This is a genomic window from Promicromonospora panici (assembly GCF_900608595.1).
Taxonomy (GTDB): domain Bacteria; phylum Actinomycetota; class Actinomycetes; order Actinomycetales; family Cellulomonadaceae; genus Promicromonospora; species Promicromonospora panici.
Genome location: NZ_UWYY01000029.1, coordinates 34771 through 53785 on the forward strand (window position 1 = coordinate 34771; position 19015 = coordinate 53785).

General features: G+C 69.1%; 15 protein-coding genes and 1 pseudogene. 9 read left to right on the plus strand and 7 right to left on the minus strand.

Going from position 1 to position 19015, the window contains the following annotated elements:
• Window positions 1-141 precede the first annotated feature (141 nt).
• The 4 genes and pseudogenes from EW117_RS26290 to EW117_RS26305 all read left to right on the plus strand — a co-directional run bounded on the left by EW117_RS26290 (window position 142) and on the right by EW117_RS26305 (window position 2979).
• Window positions 142-1059: pseudogene (locus tag EW117_RS26290) on the plus strand (ATP-binding cassette domain-containing protein).
• Window positions 1056-1871, plus strand: a complete 816-nt coding sequence (locus EW117_RS26295) for an ABC transporter permease (protein WP_129789686.1) — start codon at window positions 1056-1058, stop codon at window positions 1869-1871. The pseudogene EW117_RS26290 and the gene EW117_RS26295 overlap by 4 nt, the downstream one beginning before the upstream one ends.
• A gap of 47 nt (window positions 1872-1918) precedes the next feature.
• Entirely contained in the window at window positions 1919-2275 is a 357-nt protein-coding gene (locus tag EW117_RS26300) for a hypothetical protein (RefSeq protein ID WP_129789687.1), read from the plus strand.
• Entirely contained in the window at window positions 2272-2979 is a 708-nt protein-coding gene (locus EW117_RS26305) for a response regulator (RefSeq protein ID WP_129789688.1), read from the plus strand. The genes EW117_RS26300 and EW117_RS26305 overlap by 4 nt, the downstream gene beginning before the upstream one ends.
• Window positions 2980-3074: 95 nt before the next feature.
• On the opposite strand, the gene xynC is transcribed toward EW117_RS26305, so the two are convergent.
• Genes xynC through EW117_RS26325 form a run of 4 tightly spaced genes read right to left on the minus strand, consistent with a single transcriptional unit; the run spans window position 3075 to window position 10463 of the window.
• A complete protein-coding gene (gene xynC / locus EW117_RS26310; RefSeq protein WP_207212066.1) occupies window positions 3075-4349 on the minus strand; it encodes a glucuronoarabinoxylan endo-1,4-beta-xylanase XynC in 1275 nt (424 codons plus the stop codon).
• 48 nt (window positions 4350-4397) lie between these two features.
• On the minus strand, window positions 4398-7907 hold the full coding sequence (locus EW117_RS26315) for a glycosyl hydrolase 115 family protein (RefSeq protein ID WP_129789689.1): 3510 nt from the start codon (window positions 7905-7907) through the stop codon (window positions 4398-4400).
• Window positions 7900-9006 carry a LacI family DNA-binding transcriptional regulator gene (locus tag EW117_RS26320; protein WP_129789690.1) on the minus strand — a complete coding sequence of 369 codons (1107 nt, stop codon included), beginning with the start codon at window positions 9004-9006 and terminating at the stop codon, window positions 7900-7902. The genes EW117_RS26315 and EW117_RS26320 overlap by 8 nt, the downstream gene beginning before the upstream one ends.
• 20 nt (window positions 9007-9026) lie before the next feature.
• Window positions 9027-10463, minus strand: a complete 1437-nt coding sequence (locus EW117_RS26325; protein WP_129789691.1) for a glycoside hydrolase family 30 protein — start codon at window positions 10461-10463, stop codon at window positions 9027-9029.
• A 193-nt stretch (window positions 10464-10656) separates the two neighbouring features.
• On the opposite strand from EW117_RS26325, the gene EW117_RS26330 reads away from it, so the two are divergent.
• The 3 genes from EW117_RS26330 to EW117_RS26340 are packed head-to-tail and all read left to right on the plus strand — an operon-like array spanning window position 10657 to window position 14204.
• Window positions 10657-12153 carry a non-reducing end alpha-L-arabinofuranosidase family hydrolase gene (locus EW117_RS26330; RefSeq protein WP_129789692.1) on the plus strand — a complete coding sequence of 499 codons (1497 nt, stop codon included), beginning with the start codon at window positions 10657-10659 and terminating at the stop codon, window positions 12151-12153.
• Window positions 12154-12164: 11 nt separating this feature from the next.
• Entirely contained in the window at window positions 12165-13292 is a 1128-nt protein-coding gene (locus EW117_RS26335; RefSeq protein ID WP_207212067.1) for a ricin-type beta-trefoil lectin domain protein, read from the plus strand.
• 48 nt (window positions 13293-13340) lie between these two features.
• Window positions 13341-14204, plus strand: a complete 864-nt coding sequence (locus EW117_RS26340; RefSeq protein WP_129789693.1) for a PHP domain-containing protein — start codon at window positions 13341-13343, stop codon at window positions 14202-14204.
• Between the two features lie 8 nt (window positions 14205-14212).
• On the opposite strand, the gene EW117_RS26345 is transcribed toward EW117_RS26340, so the two are convergent.
• Complete coding sequence (locus EW117_RS26345; RefSeq protein ID WP_129789694.1) at window positions 14213-15247, minus strand: LacI family DNA-binding transcriptional regulator; 1035 nt, start codon at window positions 15245-15247, stop codon at window positions 14213-14215.
• 370 nt (window positions 15248-15617) lie between these two features.
• Between EW117_RS26345 and EW117_RS26355 the strand changes: the two genes are divergently transcribed.
• Both EW117_RS26355 and EW117_RS26360 read left to right on the plus strand, forming a co-directional pair.
• Window positions 15618-16493: an LLM class flavin-dependent oxidoreductase gene (locus EW117_RS26355; protein WP_129789696.1), complete on the plus strand. Its 876-nt coding sequence runs from the start codon at window positions 15618-15620 to the stop codon at window positions 16491-16493.
• A 43-nt stretch (window positions 16494-16536) separates the two neighbouring features.
• Window positions 16537-17454, plus strand: a complete 918-nt coding sequence (locus EW117_RS26360) for a hypothetical protein (RefSeq protein WP_129789697.1) — start codon at window positions 16537-16539, stop codon at window positions 17452-17454.
• Here the strand turns inward: EW117_RS26360 and EW117_RS26365 are convergent.
• Window positions 17419-18615, minus strand: coding sequence for an MFS transporter (locus EW117_RS26365; RefSeq protein WP_207212069.1), 1197 nt, complete (start codon window positions 18613-18615; stop codon window positions 17419-17421). The two genes, EW117_RS26360 and EW117_RS26365, sit on opposite strands and share 36 nt — an antisense overlap.
• A 17-nt stretch (window positions 18616-18632) precedes the next feature.
• Window positions 18633-18986 (minus strand): 4-carboxymuconolactone decarboxylase, encoded by a 354-nt coding sequence (pcaC, locus tag EW117_RS26370; protein ID WP_129789715.1) that lies wholly within the window; start codon window positions 18984-18986, stop codon window positions 18633-18635.
• Window positions 18987-19015 lie beyond the last annotated feature (29 nt).

Sequence of the window (19015 nt, forward strand, 5' to 3'; positions counted from 1 at the left end):
CGCGCCCAGGGGCCGACGGACCGACCTGCTCGTGACGGATCCGGTCCGTACCCAGGGAGGCAGACCGTGGTACCGGATCGCGTTGTCAGACCGGTACCGAGGCCAGTTTCGTGGCGCTCAGGGCGTCCATAGCGTTGCGGCATGATCACTGCAGAGCATCTGACCAAGCGCTACGGCGAGAAGACCGCGGTCGACGACCTGTCCTTCTCCGTGCGGCCCGGGGTCGTCACCGGGTTCCTCGGGCCGAACGGCGCCGGGAAGTCCACCACGATGCGGATGCTCGTCAGCCTGGACCACCCGACCGGCGGGCGGATCACCATCGACGGGAAGCGCTACCGCGACCTGGCCGACCCGCTGCGGCACGTCGGCGTCATGCTCGACGCCCGGGAGGTGCACCCTGGCCGCAGCGCCTACCACCACCTCCTGGCCGTCGCCCGGACCCACGGGTTCTCGGCGAGGCGGGGCGAGCACGTGCTGGAGACGGTCGGCCTGGGTTCGGTCTCGCACAAGCGCGCCGGCAGCTTCTCGCTGGGCATGAGCCAGCGTCTGGGCATCGCCACGGCGCTCCTCGGAGACCCACAGGTCCTCGTGCTCGACGAGCCGGTCAACGGGCTCGATCCCGACGGCGTCCTGTGAATCCGGGAGACCCTCGCACGCCTCGCCGACGAAGGACGGACGGTCTTTCTGTCCTCGCACTTGATGAGCGAGCTCTCGCTGATCGCGCAGGAGCTGGTCGTCATCGGCCAGGGCAGGATGCTCGCCGCCGGATCGGTGGAGGACGTCGTGGGCTCCGTCGCACCGACCGTCACCCGCGTGGTGACGGCGGACGCGGGAACCCTCGCCACGTTGCTCGAAGGCCCCGGGGTGAGCGTGACCTTGGTCGACGGCGAGACGCTCGACGTCCAGGGACGCACCGCCCGCGAGGTCGGCGCCGTCGCGGCGGCCCAGGGAGTCACGCTGTACGAGCTGTCCACGCACCGCCTGTCGCTGGAGGAAGCGTTCATGCGGATCACCCGGAGCTCCGTCGAGTACGGCATCCACCAGGAGGTGGCCGCATGACCAGCACCGCTGCGCTCGCGCCGTCGGACCGCGGAGAGCTCGGTCACGCACGGATCACCGCCACGGGCCTGCTGCGGTCCGAGTGGACCAAGCTCTGGTCCGTCCGATCCCTCTGGATCACGCTGGCCGCCGCCTTCGCCCTGACCATCGCGCTGTGCGGCTACATGATCGTCGACGGCGAGATGCTCGGGAGCGAGGAGGGGCAGGCCATCCCGTTCGGCTGGACCGCCATCTACCCGGTCGGGATGCTGGTCCTGGTCGTCCTCGGCGTGCTGAGCATCACCAGCGAGTACGCGACCGGCTCTATCCGGACCAGCCTCGTGGCAGCTCCACGCCGCACGGGGATGCTGCTCGCCAAGGCCACGGTCCTGACCGGGGTGACGGCGGTCCTGGCGGCGCTCACCTCGGTGCTGCTCTACCTCGTCCTGCAGGCTGCCGGCACCGTGCCCTCCGCCCACGGGCTCTCGTTGTTCGCCCCCGAGATGTTCTGGGGCGTGCTCGGCGGCACGCTCGTCCTGCCCTACGGCGCCCTGTTCGGGATCCTGCTGGGCGGGCTGGTCCGCAACGCGGCCGGAGCGATCGTCCTGTACTTCGCCGGATTCCAGATGGCGCCGCAGATCCTGCCCGCGTTCCTGCCCGACTCCATGCTCGGCCTGCTCGACTACATGCCGCTCGCTGCCATCGACGTGCTGCGGTCCGGTGGCCTCGCCACGGAGCCCTACGGCACCGGGACGTCCGTGGTGGTGCTGCTGGCCTGGCTGGCCGGGACCGGCGGTGCGGCCTGGTGGCTGCTGAAGAACCGCGACGTCTGACTGCGCGAACGGGGCCGGACGCCGGGGCGGGATGTGAGGATGTGACCATGACCGGACCGGCGCAGCGGGTGCGCGCCTTCGACGGGCGCCACCCGCTGTGGTGGGACGTCACCCTGGCCGCGGCGGTCACCCTGATCTCGGCGAACGCCACCCCACGGCTCGGTCCGCTCGGCACGGTGCTCCTGGTGGTCGTCGGCGCTGCGGTGCTGCTACGGCGTCGACGGCCCTTCGCCGCACTGGCCGCGGCCGTGACCGCGGTGGTCGTGACCGCTGTCGCCTCGACGCTCACCGGCCTGGACATGGCGTGGGCCTATCTGGGTGTCTGGGTGCTGCTGTTCGAGGTCGGGCTCCGGGACGACAGGGACGACGGGCGGGTCATCCCCGTTGAGCACGGGCAGCCATGAACCACCGGAACGAGGCCGAACCCGTGGCGACGACAGTCCTGATCGTCGACGACCAGCGCCTCCAGCGCCTGGGCATGCGCATGTTCCTGGCCGGGCAGGACGACGTCGAGGTGGTCGCCGAGGCCGCCGACGGCGACGAGGCGGTCGAGCGAGTACGGGACCTCCGGCCCGACGTCGTGCTGATGGACGTCCGCATGCCCGGGACGGACGGGATCACCGCCACACGGCGGATCGTGGCCGGAGCCGCTCCCACGGGGCCGCGGGTGCTGCTGCTCACGACGTTCGACCTCGACGAGTACGTCCTGGCCGGTCTCGAGGCCGGGGCAAGCGGGTTCCTCACCAAGGACGTCGAGCCGCAGGACCTGCTCTCCGCCATCCGCGCCGTGGCGGCCGGTGACGCCGTGATCGCACCGAGCGCCACGCGGCGGCTCATCGACCGCCTCGCGTCCCGGGAACCGCGACCCGCCTCGCCGCCCGACGGCCGGGCCGGCGAGGTGATCGACCGCCTCAGCGACCGGGAGAGGGAGGTTCTCGTCGCGATCGGCCGGGGGCTGACCAACACGGAGATCGCCGAGCAGCTCTTCCTCGCCGAGTCCACGGTGAAGAGCTACGTGGGAAGGATCTTCGTCAAGATCGGAGCCCGCGACCGCGTCCAGGCCGTGATCATCGCCTACCGGTCCGGCTTGGTCGACCCGGACGGATAACCCCAATGCCGTTCGGTTAGTCGTCGGGGTGGGGTGTCAGAGACTCGTCGTCGTCCCCCTGGTCAGGGCGTCGCGTCGGGGTCCGGCGCGCCGCGTCATTCGGTGACAAAGGTTCTGATGCTGTACGCCGGCAGCTCGGCGTTGAACGAGCCGGTCGTCATGACCACCCTGTTGTACGGAGCAAGTGTCCGGTTGGCGTCCGTCACCCAGGTCGCGAACGCACCGGAACCGGCGCCCTCCACGCTGAACGGGAGGTAGACCCCTGCGGCGGTCTTGTTGATCGCCACGATCACGAGCTTCGAGCCGTTCGTGAATGCGGTGACGTAGACACTCGACTGGGGACTCGCGGTGGCCGTGACCCGCCAGTAGCCGGGGCGGACCCACTTCGAGAAGTGCGCCATGTTCGCGCCGCGCTTGCTGATCTGCCCGTCCTCTCGCATCGGCCCGTACGAACGGCGGATGTACCACCAGACGTACGCCTGGAATCGGCCGTACAGGAGAGCGTTGTGCATGTGCTCGCCGGTGTCGAGCGCCCGCGGCCAGGCCTCGGCCGACTGGTTGTCCGGGTGGTAGACCTCGGTCATCCACAGTTCCTTGCCCGCGCCCTTCTGCTTGAAGAGCGGGTAGTCGAGGTCTGCGGTCGCGGTGCCGTACAGGTGCGCTCCGAGGATGTCGACATTGGCGAGTGCCCCGGAGTCGTTGAGTATGGGATCGGAGAGGTTCTTCCGGTACTGGAAGGACTCCGGGGCGATGATCTTGGTGTCGATCGATCCGGCGTTCTCGCGGAGGAATCGGACGATCTCAGCAGGCGTCCACGCCGTCCAGTCATGTGCGTAGTCAGGTTCGTTCTGTACCGAGATGCCGTAGAGAGGCACTCCGCGGTCGCGCATGTAGAGCACGAAGTCGTTGAGGTGCCGCGCATAGTTGCCGTACTGGTCGTAGCGCAGCCGCTTACCTCCGGAGAACGCCTCCGTCATCGCGGCGGGCGGGTTCCACGGCGAGGCGAAGACCTTGGCGCCGAGCTCGCTCGCGCGCCGGGCCGTCGCAACCTCGCCGCTCCAGCGGCCCGGATCCTCGTGGACGGGGATGCGCAGGATCGTGAAGCCGAGCTGCCCGGCACCGTTCCCGAACGCCGTCTCGCGCTGAGCCGCAGTGAGGTCACTGATCCAGGCCGTGTGGTTCATGCCGCCGAAGCCCTGGATCGTCTGCTGCCGTATCGACGGCTGGACGAGCACCTGGGCCGCGGCAGCCGGCTGTGCCGACATCAGGCCGTACGTACCCGCCGCCGCGGTGGCGGAGAGGGCGAGGAAGGCCCGCCTGCTGACGGGATCGAAGCGCGCTTCTTCGGTTCTCCTGGGAAGCAGCATCATTGCCCTCTCTGTCGTCGGAACTGCGCTGTCGGTCAATACTTCTCTCGCTCAACGCCGGGCACTCTCGGGCGGCCCGAGGTAGCTCCAGCGTTCGCCTCCGGTATCGACGACGAACTTCTGGAACACCACGGTCGGATCGACCATCCAGACCTTGATCGTGTGCACCCCCGGTTCGTCGATCGTGTGCCGGGTGGTGGTCGTGCTGGCGGCGTCCGTGGCGCTCCGGCCCCAGACGCTGTTCAGGCGCTCGTCGTCCGAGCCCACCGTGATGTCGACCACCTGGGGTTCGCCGTCGTCGACGGAGATCGCGTACCGCAGGCCGTCCGAGGCCAGTGCCGCGTTCCGGGGCGACACGTACGCGCTGATGTCAACCGGGCCGGCAGACGTGAACGTCGTCCGGTACTCCAGGCGCGGCGCGGTGCCGGGACCTGGCACCTGGGTCGGCGCGGTGACCGGCCACGGGATGACCCCGTCGCCGGTACGGCCGATGTCGTCGATGGTCTTCCAGCCCGCCGACCTCGACGAGACCGCCCGGCTGTGGTGGCCGGCCTCGATGGACACCACACCCTGCGCCTCGACGTGACCGGCGACGCGTGCGAGGTCGGGGTTCTCGACGACCGCCTGCACGGTGACCGTCGTGCCTTCGGACCCGACGACTTCGATCGGCACCTGGGTGGTCCCGCTCGGCGCCCGTCTCCAGTCGACAGCGAGCTCGACCCGGGCCTGGTCGTCGACGGTGCCGGTACGGCCCTTGACCGTCAGCCAGTCCACGCTCGGAGTGATCGTGTACCGGAAGGGTTCGGAGCCACGGTTGAACACCTCGATGTACTGCTCGGATGCTGTCTGATACGGACTGAACGCGGGGAGCACAGCAGCTCCCGGCGAGTGGGGCCACCATGGGTTCTCGCTCGGGTCCGGGTCCACCGCGCCGGCACTCACCCCTAGATAGTCCACGTTGACCCCGCGGGCACCGGTGCTCGTGATCCGGACGGTGGACTCTCCGGCCGGCAGGTCGACCTGCACCGCGGCATGCTTCCACTGGCCCCACGCTCCGGTAGCGGGGAACGGCGCCCGCCGGACGATCTCGCCGCCGACCGAGACGTCCATCGGCCGGTCCCCCGTACCGCCGTTCGCATAGCGGAACAGCAGCGTATAGGCGCCTGCCTCCAGCGCGTCCACGGTCCACTCGACCCAGTCGCCGCTCGCGTTGAGCGGGTTGGCGAACCCAGTCCCGGTGTACCCGGACCAGTTGCTCGCCACCTGCACGCCCTCCATGCGGGCGTCCTCCGCCTGATGGACGACCTCGGGCTCGACTACCGCACCGAAACCTCCGGCTCCGTCGATCGTCACGCCCATCTCCGCAGGACGGGGCACCTCGGTCCGCCTGAGCTCTGGATAGATCCGGTCGGGCAGGGGCGGGTCCTGCCACGTGGTGTACCCGAACTTGGGCTGCCGCTGGAAGTTGTGCCACTTGCCGTCGGCGAGATCGTTGTTGTAGTAGTCGCTCAGCGCGACGTCCTGCGCGAAGTGCTCCTCCGCCTGATCGGCCAGCGCGTTCGCCCCGGCCCGCCCCTGCTCCGCGTACTGGAGGTTGAGCCACTGCGCCTCGCGCAGCTCGTACGCGTTCGCGGTGGCCGCGACCTGGTAGTGGACGAGCTGGAAGTACGCGTCGTCCAGGCCCGGTCGCAGCTTGGCTCGCACCGCCTCGGCACGAGCCGCGAGGTGCTGCCACTCATCGGTGACGGTCTCCAGCTCGCGATAGCTGGTCGGGTTGAACGGGCTCGTGGCCGACTGGACTATCGACGGCGGCATCGCCGTCGGGTCCTGATACGGGCTGCGGTCCATCCGGAGGTTCAGCAGCTCCGGCTTCCGCCGCGCCTGCAGCACGCCGTACTCGTGGAGGATGTCGGCGATCTCGGCGGCATGCTCCGTACCGAAGCTCTGGGCGGCGTACTGCTCGAGCCATGCCGGCAGGCGTTCGGCCGGCCACGCCGAGGGGTCCCAGGCGTAGTCGAGGAAGAACTGGAGGGCTAGCTCCTCGTTCTTCATGTCCCCGACGTTCGCCATCCAGAGCCGGTCGATCCCGTACTCGTAGGACGTGTGCAGTTGCTCCCAGGTATTGACGATGTTGGTGGTGTCGACCCACTTGTAGTTGCGCGCGGCACCGACATAGTCGAAGTGGTAGTACAGGCCGTAGCCGCCGGACCGTTCCGGCAGGCTCGGGTCGGGGAGCTTACGCATGTTGCCCCAGTTGTCGTCGGCGAACACGACCGTGACGTCGTCCGGCGGCTGCAGGCCTTGCTCCCAGTACCGCTGGACCTCCTTGTACAGCGTGAACACCTGCGGCAGCTGGCTGACGTCGGTGCCGGGACCCAGCTCCTCGGCAAGGATCTCGCGCTGCGACGCCATGATCTCTTCCATGAGCTCGCTGCCGGTGCCGTCCGGGAGCGCGGTGTCGCCGTTGCCCCGCATACCGAGGGTGACCACGCCCTCGAAGTCCTCGTCCCGCATGCGGCGGACGCCGTCGCGCCAGTACGCCTCCACCGCCTCACGGTTGCGGACGAAGCTCCACTCCCCAGTGCCGCCATAGGCCTCGGGGGCGCGGTTCCATTCCTCGATGCCCCTCATCATCGGCGCCTCGTGCGACGTTCCCATGACGACGCCGTACCGCTTCGCCGTCGCGTGGTTCTCGGGATCGTCCTCCGCGAAGGCGCGGCCCCAGACCGCGGGCCACAGGTAGTTGGCCTTGAGGCGCAGCGCCGCCTCGAAGACGTCGGCGTAGAAGTCGTGCCCGAATCCCTGCGGATGGCCGGGAGCCGGTCCGTAGTGCTCCGCCACCCAGGACGAGAGGTTCGGCGCCTCGTCGTTGATGAAGAATCCTCGGTACCGCACGGCCGGCGTGCCCTGAGTGTGCCGACCGGGGCGGATGCTGATGTCGTCGTGCTGCGCGGTCGGCACGTCGTCGAAGAAGTGCCACGGGGAGACCCCGATCTGCCGGGAGACCTCGTACGCGCCGTAGATCGTGCCGCGCTGGTCGCTCCCGACGATGACCAGCGCCTGACGCACCCCTGGGAACGGCCGTGGGACCGTGACCTGGAGCGACGTCTCCCACGTGCCCTCGATGGCGCGTACGTCCAGGCGGCCGTCCGCGACGAGCGCGTCGATGAGCGGGCTCTGTCCAAGGGTGCCGACAAGGACAACGGGACCCGATGCCGGAACCTCGTCCAGGACCCTTGGCTTCGTACCGGTCACTCGCTCGACGTCGAGCGCCAGGTCACCCGCGACCCGGACCACGCCGTCGAAGTCCTGACCGCTGACGACCACTGGCGTGCTGTCGCCGTCCACCGACAGCGGGAACCACCCGGGACGCTCCCCGAACAGGACCATCGATCGCGCCCCTGACTGGCCCTGCAGTCCTGCCTGCGCTCTGGCGTCGGCCTCGACCGGGCCGGCGGCCCCGGGGGCGACGACGGCCCCCGTCACGAGCGCGGCGGCCGCGGCGATCCCCGCCAGGCGGGACGCCGGTCGCCGCCGGGAGCGCAGAGAAACGCTATCCATGTGACCTCACCACTCGTCCTTGAGCCGTGGGCGCGGGTCCGGTGCCAGTTAGCGCCACTGTCGCCGATTGTTGGCTCGTCGGCCGCTCCTCGACAACGGTGTTGCCAAGATTTGCCACACCTGTGGAGTCTCGGATCACCAGCGATACGGGCAGCATCGACGGGCGCGGTTCCACCGGCAGGCCGGTCAGGAGATCGATCAGGTTGGAGACGCTCTTCGCGCCCACGTCGGAGTAAGGGGCGCAGACCGTGGTCAAGGCCGGCCGGGTGAAGCTCGCGCAGAAGGTGTCGTCGAAGCCGGCGACGCTCATGTCCGCCGGCACGCGGACACCCAGGTCAGTCAGGCCGCGCAGCAGCCCGATAGCGACCAGGTCGTTGTACGTGACGACCGCGGACACCCCTGACGACACAACGGCCCGGACCGCCCGCTCTCCCCCGGCGATCGTCGGCTCGTGCGATCCGCTCCGACGCACCCGCACTCCCAGCTCCGCGCCGACATCTCTTGCTGCCGCCCACCGCGCGACGTCGGCCCAGGACGCCGTCGGGCCGCCGACGTAGAGGATCTGGTCGTGGCCCAACGAAGCCAGGTGGACCATGAGCAGACGCACTCCTTGCCCGTTGTCCAGGCCCACGGTCGTCACACCCGGCACCACCCGGTTGACGACCACCACTGGAAGGCGCCGGGCGAGCCGCCGGACGTCGACCGGGGGCATCCGGGACCCCACGAGGACGACGCCGGCGAGGCTGGTCGAGGCCCAAGTGAGCGTGTCGCGCTCCGTCTGTTGCGACTCCCGCGTCTCGGCCAGGACCATCGGCACCCCTCGCCGCACCGCCTCGAGCCCGGCACCCCGGATCAGATCGAAGTACGCGGGATTGGTGATGTCCGACAGAACGAGACCGATCACCGGAGTGGAGGTTCGAGCGATCGGCGCGGGCTGCTGGTAGCCGAGGCGGTCCGCCGCATCGAGGATCGCCTGTGCCGTCCGTGGGCTGACCCGCCCGGGGTGGTTGAGCGCCCTGGACACGGTCGACGGCGCTACACCACAGACCTTTGCGACGTCGTAGATGGTCGTGCCACGGCTGGGTTGTCGGGGATCCATAGCGTCACCGTCTCGTCAGCTCAGCTCTGCCCCGATACGAGCGTGACGAGCGACCGCGCCGGCAGCTCCAGCCGCGTCGCCCCGCGCCCCGGCGTAGCGATCGAGTCCACCTGCTCCAGGTCGTGGTCGTTGTCGGTCAGGTAGGTCGTCACCGGTCGGGGCAGGTCGATGTCAGTGCTCACCGCCGCCTGGTTGAGGTTGAGCACCTGCACCACGCGCGAGCCGTCCGGGTTCCGGTAGGCCGAGACCTTCAGCCCGTCCGTCTCGTGCTCGACGTCGAACCGCACGGCACCCGGGTCGATGTACCGGCTGAACGCCGAGAAGACGTAGTAGCGCGACGACACCCGGTACGTGTCCCCCGGCACGTCCGCCTGGATCAGCGACGCGGACGCGCCCCGGCTCACGCCGAGCCACCACAGGTAGGCGGTGACCTGGGCCTGCGTCAGCGAGTCCTGCATGTGCTCCGCCATGACGATGCCATCGGTGGCGACGCCCTGGCCGCCGTCCCAGTTCTCGTTCCACCCGGCCGCCGAGGCTGACGACGCCCACTCCGACATCCACACCGGCTTGTTGGTGTCGACCGGCGTCGCTGACCGGCTGGCATAGGAGTGCGCGCTGTACGTGTCGAGGGAGCGCCACGCGTCCTTGTCGGCCTGGAGCGCCTCGAGGTACGGCTTGCCCTGCTCCCAGCCGAACGAGTCGCAGCACACCACGCCGTACCCGGCCTCCTTCGCGACGGGCCCGAAGATCCCCGTGAACTCCGCGGCCTGCGCCGGGGTGAACAGCATCGACTCGTAGCTCGCGTTCCAGTCCGGCTCGTTCGTGAACGCGATGCTCTCGATGTTGATGCCCTCCTGTGCGTAGAAGTCGGCCCACGCCACGAGGTAGTTCGCGTACGCCTCGGTCCAGTCGCCGCTCGCGCAGCTCGCACCCGACAGACCGCACAGCGCACCGCCCTGGACGGCCGAGTTGTTGGTCTTCATGTAGGCCGGGGCGGTCCAGGCGTTGCCGTAGAAGCGGTCGACGCCGCGCGCCTCGGCCTCCTGGGCGAACCAGACCGAGCCGTTGTCCCACCCGTCCCACTGGTACTGCGGCTCGGCGTCGGGACCGCCCGGGTCCTCCGGCTGGATCGAGAGCATCACGTCGTAGGTGTCGTGGCTCTGCCCGCCGATCCCGATCCGCAGGATGTCCGGCGCGGCGCCATCCCGACCCAGCAAGAGGTCCAGGGCCTCCGAGCGCTGCGGCTCCGAGAGCTGGTGCAGCAGCGTGGCCCGCTGGAACGCGCTCGAGAACCCGAAACCCTCGACCGTCTGGCGCTCGTCCCTCGGCTGGAGGTCGATCGCGGTGCCGGAACCTCCTGAGTCGGATTCCTGCCCGACGGCGACGGGCGCCAGCGCCGCCCCCACGAGGCAAGTGGCGGCCGTCGTGGCCAGAACAACGGAAAGTGCTCGTCGCATAGTGCTCTCCCTTGAGCCCCCGGGTCGGCTTCCTCACCGTGCAACGGTCACCGTATCCCGAGGCCAGCCACTTTGAAAACGTTCTCGCAACCGCGGGTGGGTGTCGGGCTACGGCGAGCCTTGACGGGCGGCGTGTTAGCGCTCACAATCTGGGCTAGCCGTGAACGATCCCGGCTCTTGATCAAGGAGGATCATGTCTGAGTTTTTTCACTCTCGGCCGATCGCACCCCCGTCCCGGCGACGTCCGTGGCTCAAGCGGTTCGTCGCCGCCACCGTCGCGGCACTGGTGGCCGGTGGCGGCATCTTCGCGGTCACCGGCCCGGCCGCCGCCGCGACGGTCGACCCCACCGCCTGGTACGTGCTGCTGAACCGCAACAGCGGCAAGGCCCTGGACGTCAGCGGCGTGTCCACCGCCGACGGCGCCCCGCTCCACCAGTGGACCCGCACCAACGCCAACAACCAGCAGTTCCAGTTCGTGGACGCCGGCGACGGCTACTACAAGATCAAGGCTCGACACTCCGGCAAGGTGCTCGACGTCTCCAGCTGGTCGACAGCCGACAATGCCGCCATCCATCAGTGGACCGACCACGGCGGCACCAACCAGCAGTTCCGGCTGGCCGACTCCACCGACGGCTACGTCCGCCTGATCAACCGCAACAGCAACAAAGCGGTCGAGGTCCAGAACGCGGCGACCAACGACGGCGCCAGCGTCGTGCAGTTCAGCGACTGGGGCGGCAACAACCAGCAATGGCAGCTCGTCCGCGTCGACGGCGGCAACGCCACATGCACCCTTCCGTCGACGTACAACTGGACATCGACCGGCCCCCTGGCGGAGCCGCGGAACGGGCAGGTCGCGCTCAAGGACTTCACCGCGGTCCGCCACAACGGCCAGTACCTCGTCTACGGGACGACGCACGACGGCGACGGCTGGAACTCGGTGGTCTTCAGCCCGTTCACGAACTGGTCCGATATGGCCTCGACCGGCCAGAACATGGTGACGGGCTTCAACCCGGTGGCCCCGACGCTGATCTACTTCGCCCCGAAGAACGTCTGGGTGCTCGCCTACCAGTGGGGCTGGCCGTACAAGTTCTCCTACCGCACGTCGACCAACCCGGCCGACCCCAACAGCTGGGGCCCGCACCAGGAGCTCTTCAACGGGGAGCTTCCCGTGAACAACCCCATCGACCAGACCCTCATCGCCGATGACCAGAACATGTACATGTTCTTCGCCAACGACGAAGGCCAGATCTACCGGTCCAGCATGCCTCTCGGGGACTTCCCGAGCAGCTTCGGCACGGACTACGAGCTCGTCATGAGCGACACGAAGGCGAACCTGTTCGAGGCGGTCGAGGTCTACAAGGTCCAGGGCCAGAACCAGTACCTCATGATCGTCGAGGCCATGGGGAACAACGGTCGCTACTTCCGCTCGTTCACGGCTTCCAGCCTCGACGGCACGTGGACCCCGCAGGCCGGCACCGAGAGCAACCCCTTCGCCGGCAAGGCCAACACTGGTGTCACCTGGACCAACGACATCAGCCACGGCGATCTGGTGCGCACCAACCCCGACCAGACCAAGACCATCGACCCCTGCAACCTGCAGTTCCTCTACCAGGGGCGCGACCCCAGCAGTGACGGCATGGACTACGGCCTCCTCCCCTACCGGCCGGGTCTGCTGACCCTGCGGCGCTGAAGGAGCGAATGATGCGAACAGGAGCTAGGTGGCTCGGATCGATCGCGGCGCTCGGTGTCGTAATGGCCATGGTGACGACGCCGATCGGTCCCGCCAGCGCGGAGTCCAACGGCGGCGTGCGTGTCATGCCGCTGGGCGACTCCATCACCGAGGGCACACAGACGCCCGGCGGCTACCGGATCGGCCTGTGGCAACGCCTCGCCGACGGCGGGTACGCCGCGGACTTCGTCGGGTCGCAGTTCAACGGGCCGGCGAGTCTTGGCGACCACGATCACGAGGGCCACCCCGGCTGGCGTATCGACCAGATCGACGCGAACGTCGTCGGCTGGCTGAACACCTACCAGCCGCACAGCGTGCTGCTGCAGATCGGCACCAACGACATCCTGCAGAACTACAACCTCTCCACCGCCCCGGACCGGCTGTCCGCACTGATCGACCGCATCACCACGACGGCGCCGGACGCCGAGGTGTTCGTCGCGCAGATCACTCCGCTCGGGTGGGGCGATGGAGAGGCGGCGGTGAACAGCTTCAACGCGGCGATCCCCGGCATCGTGCAGAGCAAGGTGAACGCCGGGAAGAACGTGCACCTGGTCGACATGCACAGCGCCCTGACGGCCGCCGACCTGGAGGACGGCGTCCACCCGACCGCTACCGGCTACGACAAGATGGCCGCGGTCTGGTACGGGGCACTTCGGTCGGTGCCGGGCAGCGTCGGCACCACGGGCAGCAACGAGATCGTGGGTGCCCAGTCCGGCCGCTGCCTCGAGGTCACCGGCGTCGGCACCGCCAACGGCACCGACGTGCAGCTGTGGGACTGCTGGGGCGGCTCCAACCAGCGGTGGACCTATACCGCCGACAAGCAGCTCATGGTGTACGGCAACAAGTGCCTGGATGCCTACGGTCAGGGCACCAGCAATGGCACCCGGGTGGTCATCTGGGACTGCAACGGCCTGGTCAACCAGCGGTGGAACGTGAACGCTGACGGCACCATCACCGGAGTGCAGTCCGGCCTGTGCCTGGAGCCTCGGGCTTTGGCACCAGCAACGGCACGAAGGTCCATCTCTGGACCTGCGGCAGCGGACAAGCCAACCAGCAATGGACCAGACGGTAACCACTGTGTACCGGCCCGCTGGGTGTAGTGCTTCGCACTCAGCGGGCCGGGCGACAAACAGTGGGAGCATCGCCTCATGACACTGCCGGCCGACAGCCACGTGCACAGCGAGTGGTCCTGGGACACCGGCGGCCCGCGATCCACCGCCGTCGGACGGATGCGCGCCACCTGCGCCCAGGCCGTCAAGATCGGGCTGCCGGCGCTCTTCTTCACCGAGCACCTCGACATCCCGGATACCTGGCGCGCCGAGCCCGAGGACCTGATGCCACACCAGCAGGACCTCATCAACGACGCCGGCCGCGTCGACTTCGCCCCGTTCGACGCGGAGGGCTATTTCGATGCCATCGAGCGTTTGCGTCACGACTTCCCCGACCTCCGGATCCACACCGGAGTGGAGTTCGGACAGCCGCACCTGTTCGGCAGTCAGGCGGCAGAGATCGTCGATCTGGACCTGATCGACCGGGTCCTCGGCTCGCTGCACACTCTCGATCTCGGCGACGGTCGTGCGGAACCGCGCACGCTCTTTCGCGAGCACGATCCGGCGACCGTCATGCACAGCTATCTGGCGGAGGTCTCCGTCATGGTGCAGGGCTCGGACGCGTTCGACGTCTTCACGCACATCGACTACGCGATCCGGCAATGGCCGACCGAAGCTGTCGGACCGTTCGACCCGCGCCCGTTCGAGGAAGAGTTCAGAGCGGCGATGCGCTCGATCGCCGAGGACGGACGAGCCCTCGAGATGAACACCCGACGACTCTGGTCGTGGATCCCGCAGTGGTGGGCCGAGGAAGGCGGCGGGATGGTCAGCTTCGCCAGCGACGCTCACACACCCGACGCGATCGCGGCCAGCTTTCCCGAGGCCACGGCGATGCTGGAGCACTTCGGGTTCACGCCGGGAAGCGTGGCGGAGGAGCTGTGGTCGAGGTCGCGTCCCCTGTAGTGATCGGCTTACGTGGAGCCGCGCACCACCAGCTCGGTCGGCAGCAGCGCGTGTTCCACCGGCGTGCCGTTCAGCAGTCCGTCGACCTGGTCGATGGCGAGCTCGCCCATCCGGCGCTTGTCGATGTGGACGGTCGTGAGCGGCGGGTCGAGCAGCTCCCCGATGCTGAGGCCGTCGAAGCCGAGCACGGCGCAGTCCTTCGGCACATCGAGGCCCAGACGCCGGGCCGCACGATGGGCACCGATGGCGACGACATCGTTGTAGGCGAACACCGCGCTGACGTCGGGGTGCTTCGAGCGCAGCTCGGCGAAACCGGCCTCACCGCCCGCCACCGACTCCGTGCCCGCGACGATCCAGGTCTGATCGACCGGTAGACCAAGCTCTTCGACCACCGCCAGGAAGCAGTCTCGGCGCTCGAGCCCGTCCTCACTCTGCCCGTCCTCCCTCAGACAATCGATCATGCCGATCTTCTGGTGACCGCGCTCGACGAGATGCTGGATGCCGTGCCGCACGCCCGTCTCGATGTCGATGTCCACCACGCCGTGGCTCGTCTTCTGATGTCGGTCCATGACGACGAGAGGCACGCCCTCGACGTAGGGAGCCAGCTCGGCGTCAGAATGGTCCAGGAAGCCGATCAGAGCGTCGACCTGACGGCCCAACGAGCGCACCAGTGCCAGCTCGTTGTCGCGATCGTTCTGGGTACTGCCGACAACGACCTGCCATCCCTTGTTCTCCGCCGCTTCGATCACGCCGGCCATCAGCTCGGGATAGAACGGGTTGACCACGTCCTGGACGATCAGGCCCACCGTGATCGTGTCGGGCCGGACCAGCCCGCGGGCGAATCGGCTGGGGCGATACCGCAGCTCACGCGCCGCGTCGAGCACGCGACGTCTGGTCTCAGGGTCGATCTCGCCCTTGTCGTTGATGGCCCGCGACACGGTCTGATGCGAGACGCCGGCCGCCTGGGCCACGTCCCTGAGGGTGACTCGCCGAGGTGGTTCTGACCCGGCGGACCCCGCTGCACCGTGCTGCTGCTTCGTCATGATGACCTGAATCGTAGCCGCCGGGTGGCTCTGTATCCCCCGGGAACCGTTGACGTCGTCGGGATCCTCTGCGAGGATCCGTTAACGGTCACGTTACCGTTAACGTGACCGCTAACGGGACCAGAACTCTTGATTCGGAGGTTTCGCCCATGGACCTGTTCGCCGGGTGGTTGGCCGTCCAGGTGTCGCGCGACGACGTCAGTTCAGCGATGCCGAATGCCCCTGTCCAGGAGGACCGCTTCGGTCAGTGGCTCGGCGCGATCCGGCGCCGGTCGGCCGGCGTCCTCCATCGTCTGGCCGACTACCTCGAACCCCGCCCAGTCCTTGTCCCTGACACTGTTCTGTGGGACCGACGCAGAGGAGAAGAGCGATGAAGGCTGGAATCACGATCCTTCCGGAGTACCGCTGGGCCGAGGCGAGGCCGAGGTGGCAGGCGGCGGAGGCGTACGGCTTCGACCACGCGTGGACGTTCGACCACCTGGGCTGGGGACCTCTGGTCGGCGGCCCGTGGTTCGGCTCAGTGCCGACGTTGAGCGCGGCGGCGCTGGCGACGTCGCGGATCGAGCTGGGCTTCATGGTGGCGTCGCCGAACTTCCGGCACCCGATGCCGTTCGCGCAGGACATCATGGCGCTGGACGACCTGTCCGGCGGCAGGCTGACCGTGGGCGTCGGTGCCGGCGGGGTGGGTGGCTACGACGTCGACGTCTTCGGCGGCACCACGAAGGCCGCGAGCCCGTCGAGGCGGTACCAGGAGTTCGTGGAGCTGCTGGACGCGCTGCTGACCACGGACCGGGTCCACTACTCCGGCGAGTACTACACGGCCGTGGGCGCCCGCACCGCGCCCGGCTGCGTCCAGCGTCCGCGCGCACCGTTCGTGCTGGCTGCGAACGGGCCGAAAGCCTTGGCGCTGACCGCCCGGCACGGCCAGGGCTGGATCACCGTCGGCACGGTCCACGACACCCTGGACGGGTGGTGGAAGTCGCTGGCCGAGCTGTCGGCCCGGTTCGACGACGCCCTGGCCGCCGAGTCACGCGACCCGGCCACGGTCCGCCGCTTCCTCCAGACCGACGCCGCGCCGGTCTTCAGCCTCTCGAGCGTCGAGGTCTACCGCGACTTCCTGGGCCGTGCCGCAGAGCTCGGCTTCACCGACGTCCTGGCGCCGTGGCCTCGGGGCGAGGGGCCGTTCGCGGGTGATGAGGCGGTCCTCGACGCCGTGGCCACGGATGTCCTGCCGGCCTTGTCGTGACGCCGGAGATCACGGTAGAGAGGCACGGAGAGGAGGTACCGGAATGAAGACCCTGACAGCAGAGGCCTTGGCCGCTGCCGAGCGCTACCTGATGCTCAACGCCCGGCTGGTCGATCGGCTCCGGTTCGCCAGGCTGTTCCGCGGCGGATCCGCTGCCCCGATCCGAGCGGCCGTCCATGCCTACCAGAACCCTGACGGCGGGTTCGGGAACGCCATCGAGCCGGATCTGCGCGGTGCGAGCAGTCAGCCGCAGGGCATCGAGATCGCTTTCTGGATCCTCGACGAGATCGACGCCTTCGACGACGCGGCGGTGCCGGCGGCCTGCGACTGGCTGGAGTCCAGCAGGACCCCGGACGGCGGCGTGCCGTGGGTGCTGCCGAGCGTCGTGGACGACGAACGTGCTCCCTGGTGGCAGCCGGAGGGCGACCCGGCTCCGGCAGCGCTGAATCCGACCGCCCCGATCGCCGGACTGCTCCACGCCCACGGGATCGAGCATCGCTGGCTCGCGGACGCCACCGAGTTCTGCTGGAGGAAGATCGCAGCGACGACCGAGGTCGGGGACTACGACGCGCTGTCCATCCTGGCGTTCCTGGAGCGCGTCCCGGACCGCGACCGGGCGGAGAAGGAGTTCGCGCGGCTGTCCGAGGCGTTGCTCGCGCCGGTTGCACTCGACCCCGACGCCGAAGGTCACGTCCACACCCCGCTCGACTTCGCGCCGACGCCACGGACGCTGGCCCGCGGGCTGTTCAGCGACGAGGTGATCGACCTCCATCTCGACGCCCTGCTCAAGGCGCAGCAGGACGACGGCGGATGGAAGCCCAACTTCCTGATGTGGACCCCGCTCGTCGCCCATGAGTGGGGCGGCTACCTGACCCTGGCTCGCCTCAAGACTCTCCAGGCCTATGGCCGCATCGCGCCCGGCTTGTCATCCGGTGCCGATCACCCGGTTGCGGCCCGCTAGCATTCCGAGCGCGATCTCCGGAACCTTCATCGCCAGGAGCACGAACAGTGGAACGCTCCAGCCCAGCGTCACATCGTGCAGGGCACCGATGAGCAGCGGTCCGAGCGCGGCGAGCCCGTAGCCGAACGCCTGGGCCATACCCGACAGGGCGGCGGCCTGGGCGTGACTCTCCGTACGCAGCCCGAAGAACGAGAGCGCGGTCACGAACACCGAGGCGGTCCCCGCTCCGAGCAGCACGATCCAGACGACCCACCAGCCGGGGGCGAGAAGCTCCCCCACGACGGCGACGACCGACAGGCCGGAGAACGCCGCGACCAGCATGCTCTGCCCGCGCGCTCGGCTTCGATCGATGAGCCGGCCCGCGACGAGAGATGCGGCGATCCCGACGACCTGGAGGACCCCCTGGTGCGCGCCCGCATCACCAGGCGCGAAACCTGCGGCGGTCTCGACGGATGGCCACCACGTGATGACCGAGTAGTAGAACGTGGACTGCAGGCCCATGTAGCAGGCGACCTGCCACCCGAGGGCGCTGCGCCAGGGCACCCTGCCCTCCACGCCCTCCACACCCTCCACGGGCGCCGTCGCGACGGCACGCGGCCGGGGCGCACCACGCAGCTGGGGTGCGACGAGACCCAGCGCCACCAATGTCAGCCCGACCCATACCCCGAACGCGAGGCGCCATCCCGAGGGCTGCGTACCGGCCAGGGGCACGGCAACGACCGCGGCCACCGCCGCGAAGGCGGACTGCGTCGCCGAGTACGCGCCCGTCACGCGCCCGACCATGTTCGGGAAGTCCCGTTTGACCAGGGCAGGCAGCGCGACGTTGAGCGTCGCGATGCCTGCGCCGACGAGCAAGGTGCCCGCCCACAGGGCACCGGCCCACGGCAGCGACCTGGCCACGATCCCGACGCCGAGCGCGGTGAGGGCGATCATGCTCGTCGCCTCGAACCCCCAGCGTGCCGAGAGCCGCGGTGCGAGGACCGCGAACGCGCCGAAGCACAGCAGCGGCAGGGAGACCAGGAGCGAGACCTGCGACGCCGCGAGGCCGAGGTCGGATGCGACGTCGTCGGCGACCGGGCCTACCACGGTGAGGGCAGCGCGCAGGTTGGCGGCGATCGCCAGGATGCCGACGAGGACGAGCCCGCGCCGTACGGCCCTCACCGACGGTCCGGTGGTGCTCAGAGGAGCCCCTCCTCGCGCAGCACGTCCTGGGCGATCGCGAACGCGTGGTTGGCGCTCGGCACCGAGCAGTAGATCGCGGTCTGCAGCAGCACCTCGCGCAGCTCGTCGACGGTGAGCCCGTTGCGCAGCGCCGCGCGCACGTGCATCGCGAGCTCGCCCCAGTGCCCGCCCGCGACCAGGGCCGTGAGCGTGATCATCGAGCGGCTGCGCCGGTCCAGGCCCGGGCGGGTCCAGATCTCGCCCCATGCGTACCGGGTGATGAGGTCCTGGAACTCTGCGGTGAACTCCGTCGCGCCCGCTGTCGCCCGGTCGACGTGCGCGTCGCCGAGCACCTCGCGCCGCACCCGCATCCCCTCGTCGGCGCCGCTGGGCACGGGCT

Coding starts and splice junctions, on each gene's coding strand:
- EW117_RS26295 (WP_129789686.1), top strand. CDS start 1,056: ATGACCAGCACCGCTGCGCTCGCGCCGTCGGACCGCGGAGAGCTCGGT.
- EW117_RS26300 (WP_129789687.1), top strand. CDS start 1,919: ATGACCGGACCGGCGCAGCGGGTGCGCGCCTTCGACGGGCGCCACCCG.
- EW117_RS26305 (WP_129789688.1), top strand. CDS start 2,272: ATGAACCACCGGAACGAGGCCGAACCCGTGGCGACGACAGTCCTGATC.
- xynC (WP_207212066.1), bottom strand. CDS start 4,349: ATGATGCTGCTTCCCAGGAGAACCGAAGAAGCGCGCTTCGATCCCGTC.
- EW117_RS26315 (WP_129789689.1), bottom strand. CDS start 7,907: ATGGATAGCGTTTCTCTGCGCTCCCGGCGGCGACCGGCGTCCCGCCTG.
- EW117_RS26320 (WP_129789690.1), bottom strand. CDS start 9,006: ATGGATCCCCGACAACCCAGCCGTGGCACGACCATCTACGACGTCGCA.
- EW117_RS26325 (WP_129789691.1), bottom strand. CDS start 10,463: ATGCGACGAGCACTTTCCGTTGTTCTGGCCACGACGGCCGCCACTTGC.
- EW117_RS26330 (WP_129789692.1), top strand. CDS start 10,657: ATGTCTGAGTTTTTTCACTCTCGGCCGATCGCACCCCCGTCCCGGCGA.
- EW117_RS26335 (WP_207212067.1), top strand. CDS start 12,165: ATGCGAACAGGAGCTAGGTGGCTCGGATCGATCGCGGCGCTCGGTGTC.
- EW117_RS26340 (WP_129789693.1), top strand. CDS start 13,341: ATGACACTGCCGGCCGACAGCCACGTGCACAGCGAGTGGTCCTGGGAC.
- EW117_RS26345 (WP_129789694.1), bottom strand. CDS start 15,247: ATGACGAAGCAGCAGCACGGTGCAGCGGGGTCCGCCGGGTCAGAACCA.
- EW117_RS26355 (WP_129789696.1), top strand. CDS start 15,618: ATGAAGGCTGGAATCACGATCCTTCCGGAGTACCGCTGGGCCGAGGCG.
- EW117_RS26360 (WP_129789697.1), top strand. CDS start 16,537: ATGAAGACCCTGACAGCAGAGGCCTTGGCCGCTGCCGAGCGCTACCTG.
- pcaC (WP_129789715.1), bottom strand. CDS start 18,986: ATGCGGGTGCGGCGCGAGGTGCTCGGCGACGCGCACGTCGACCGGGCG.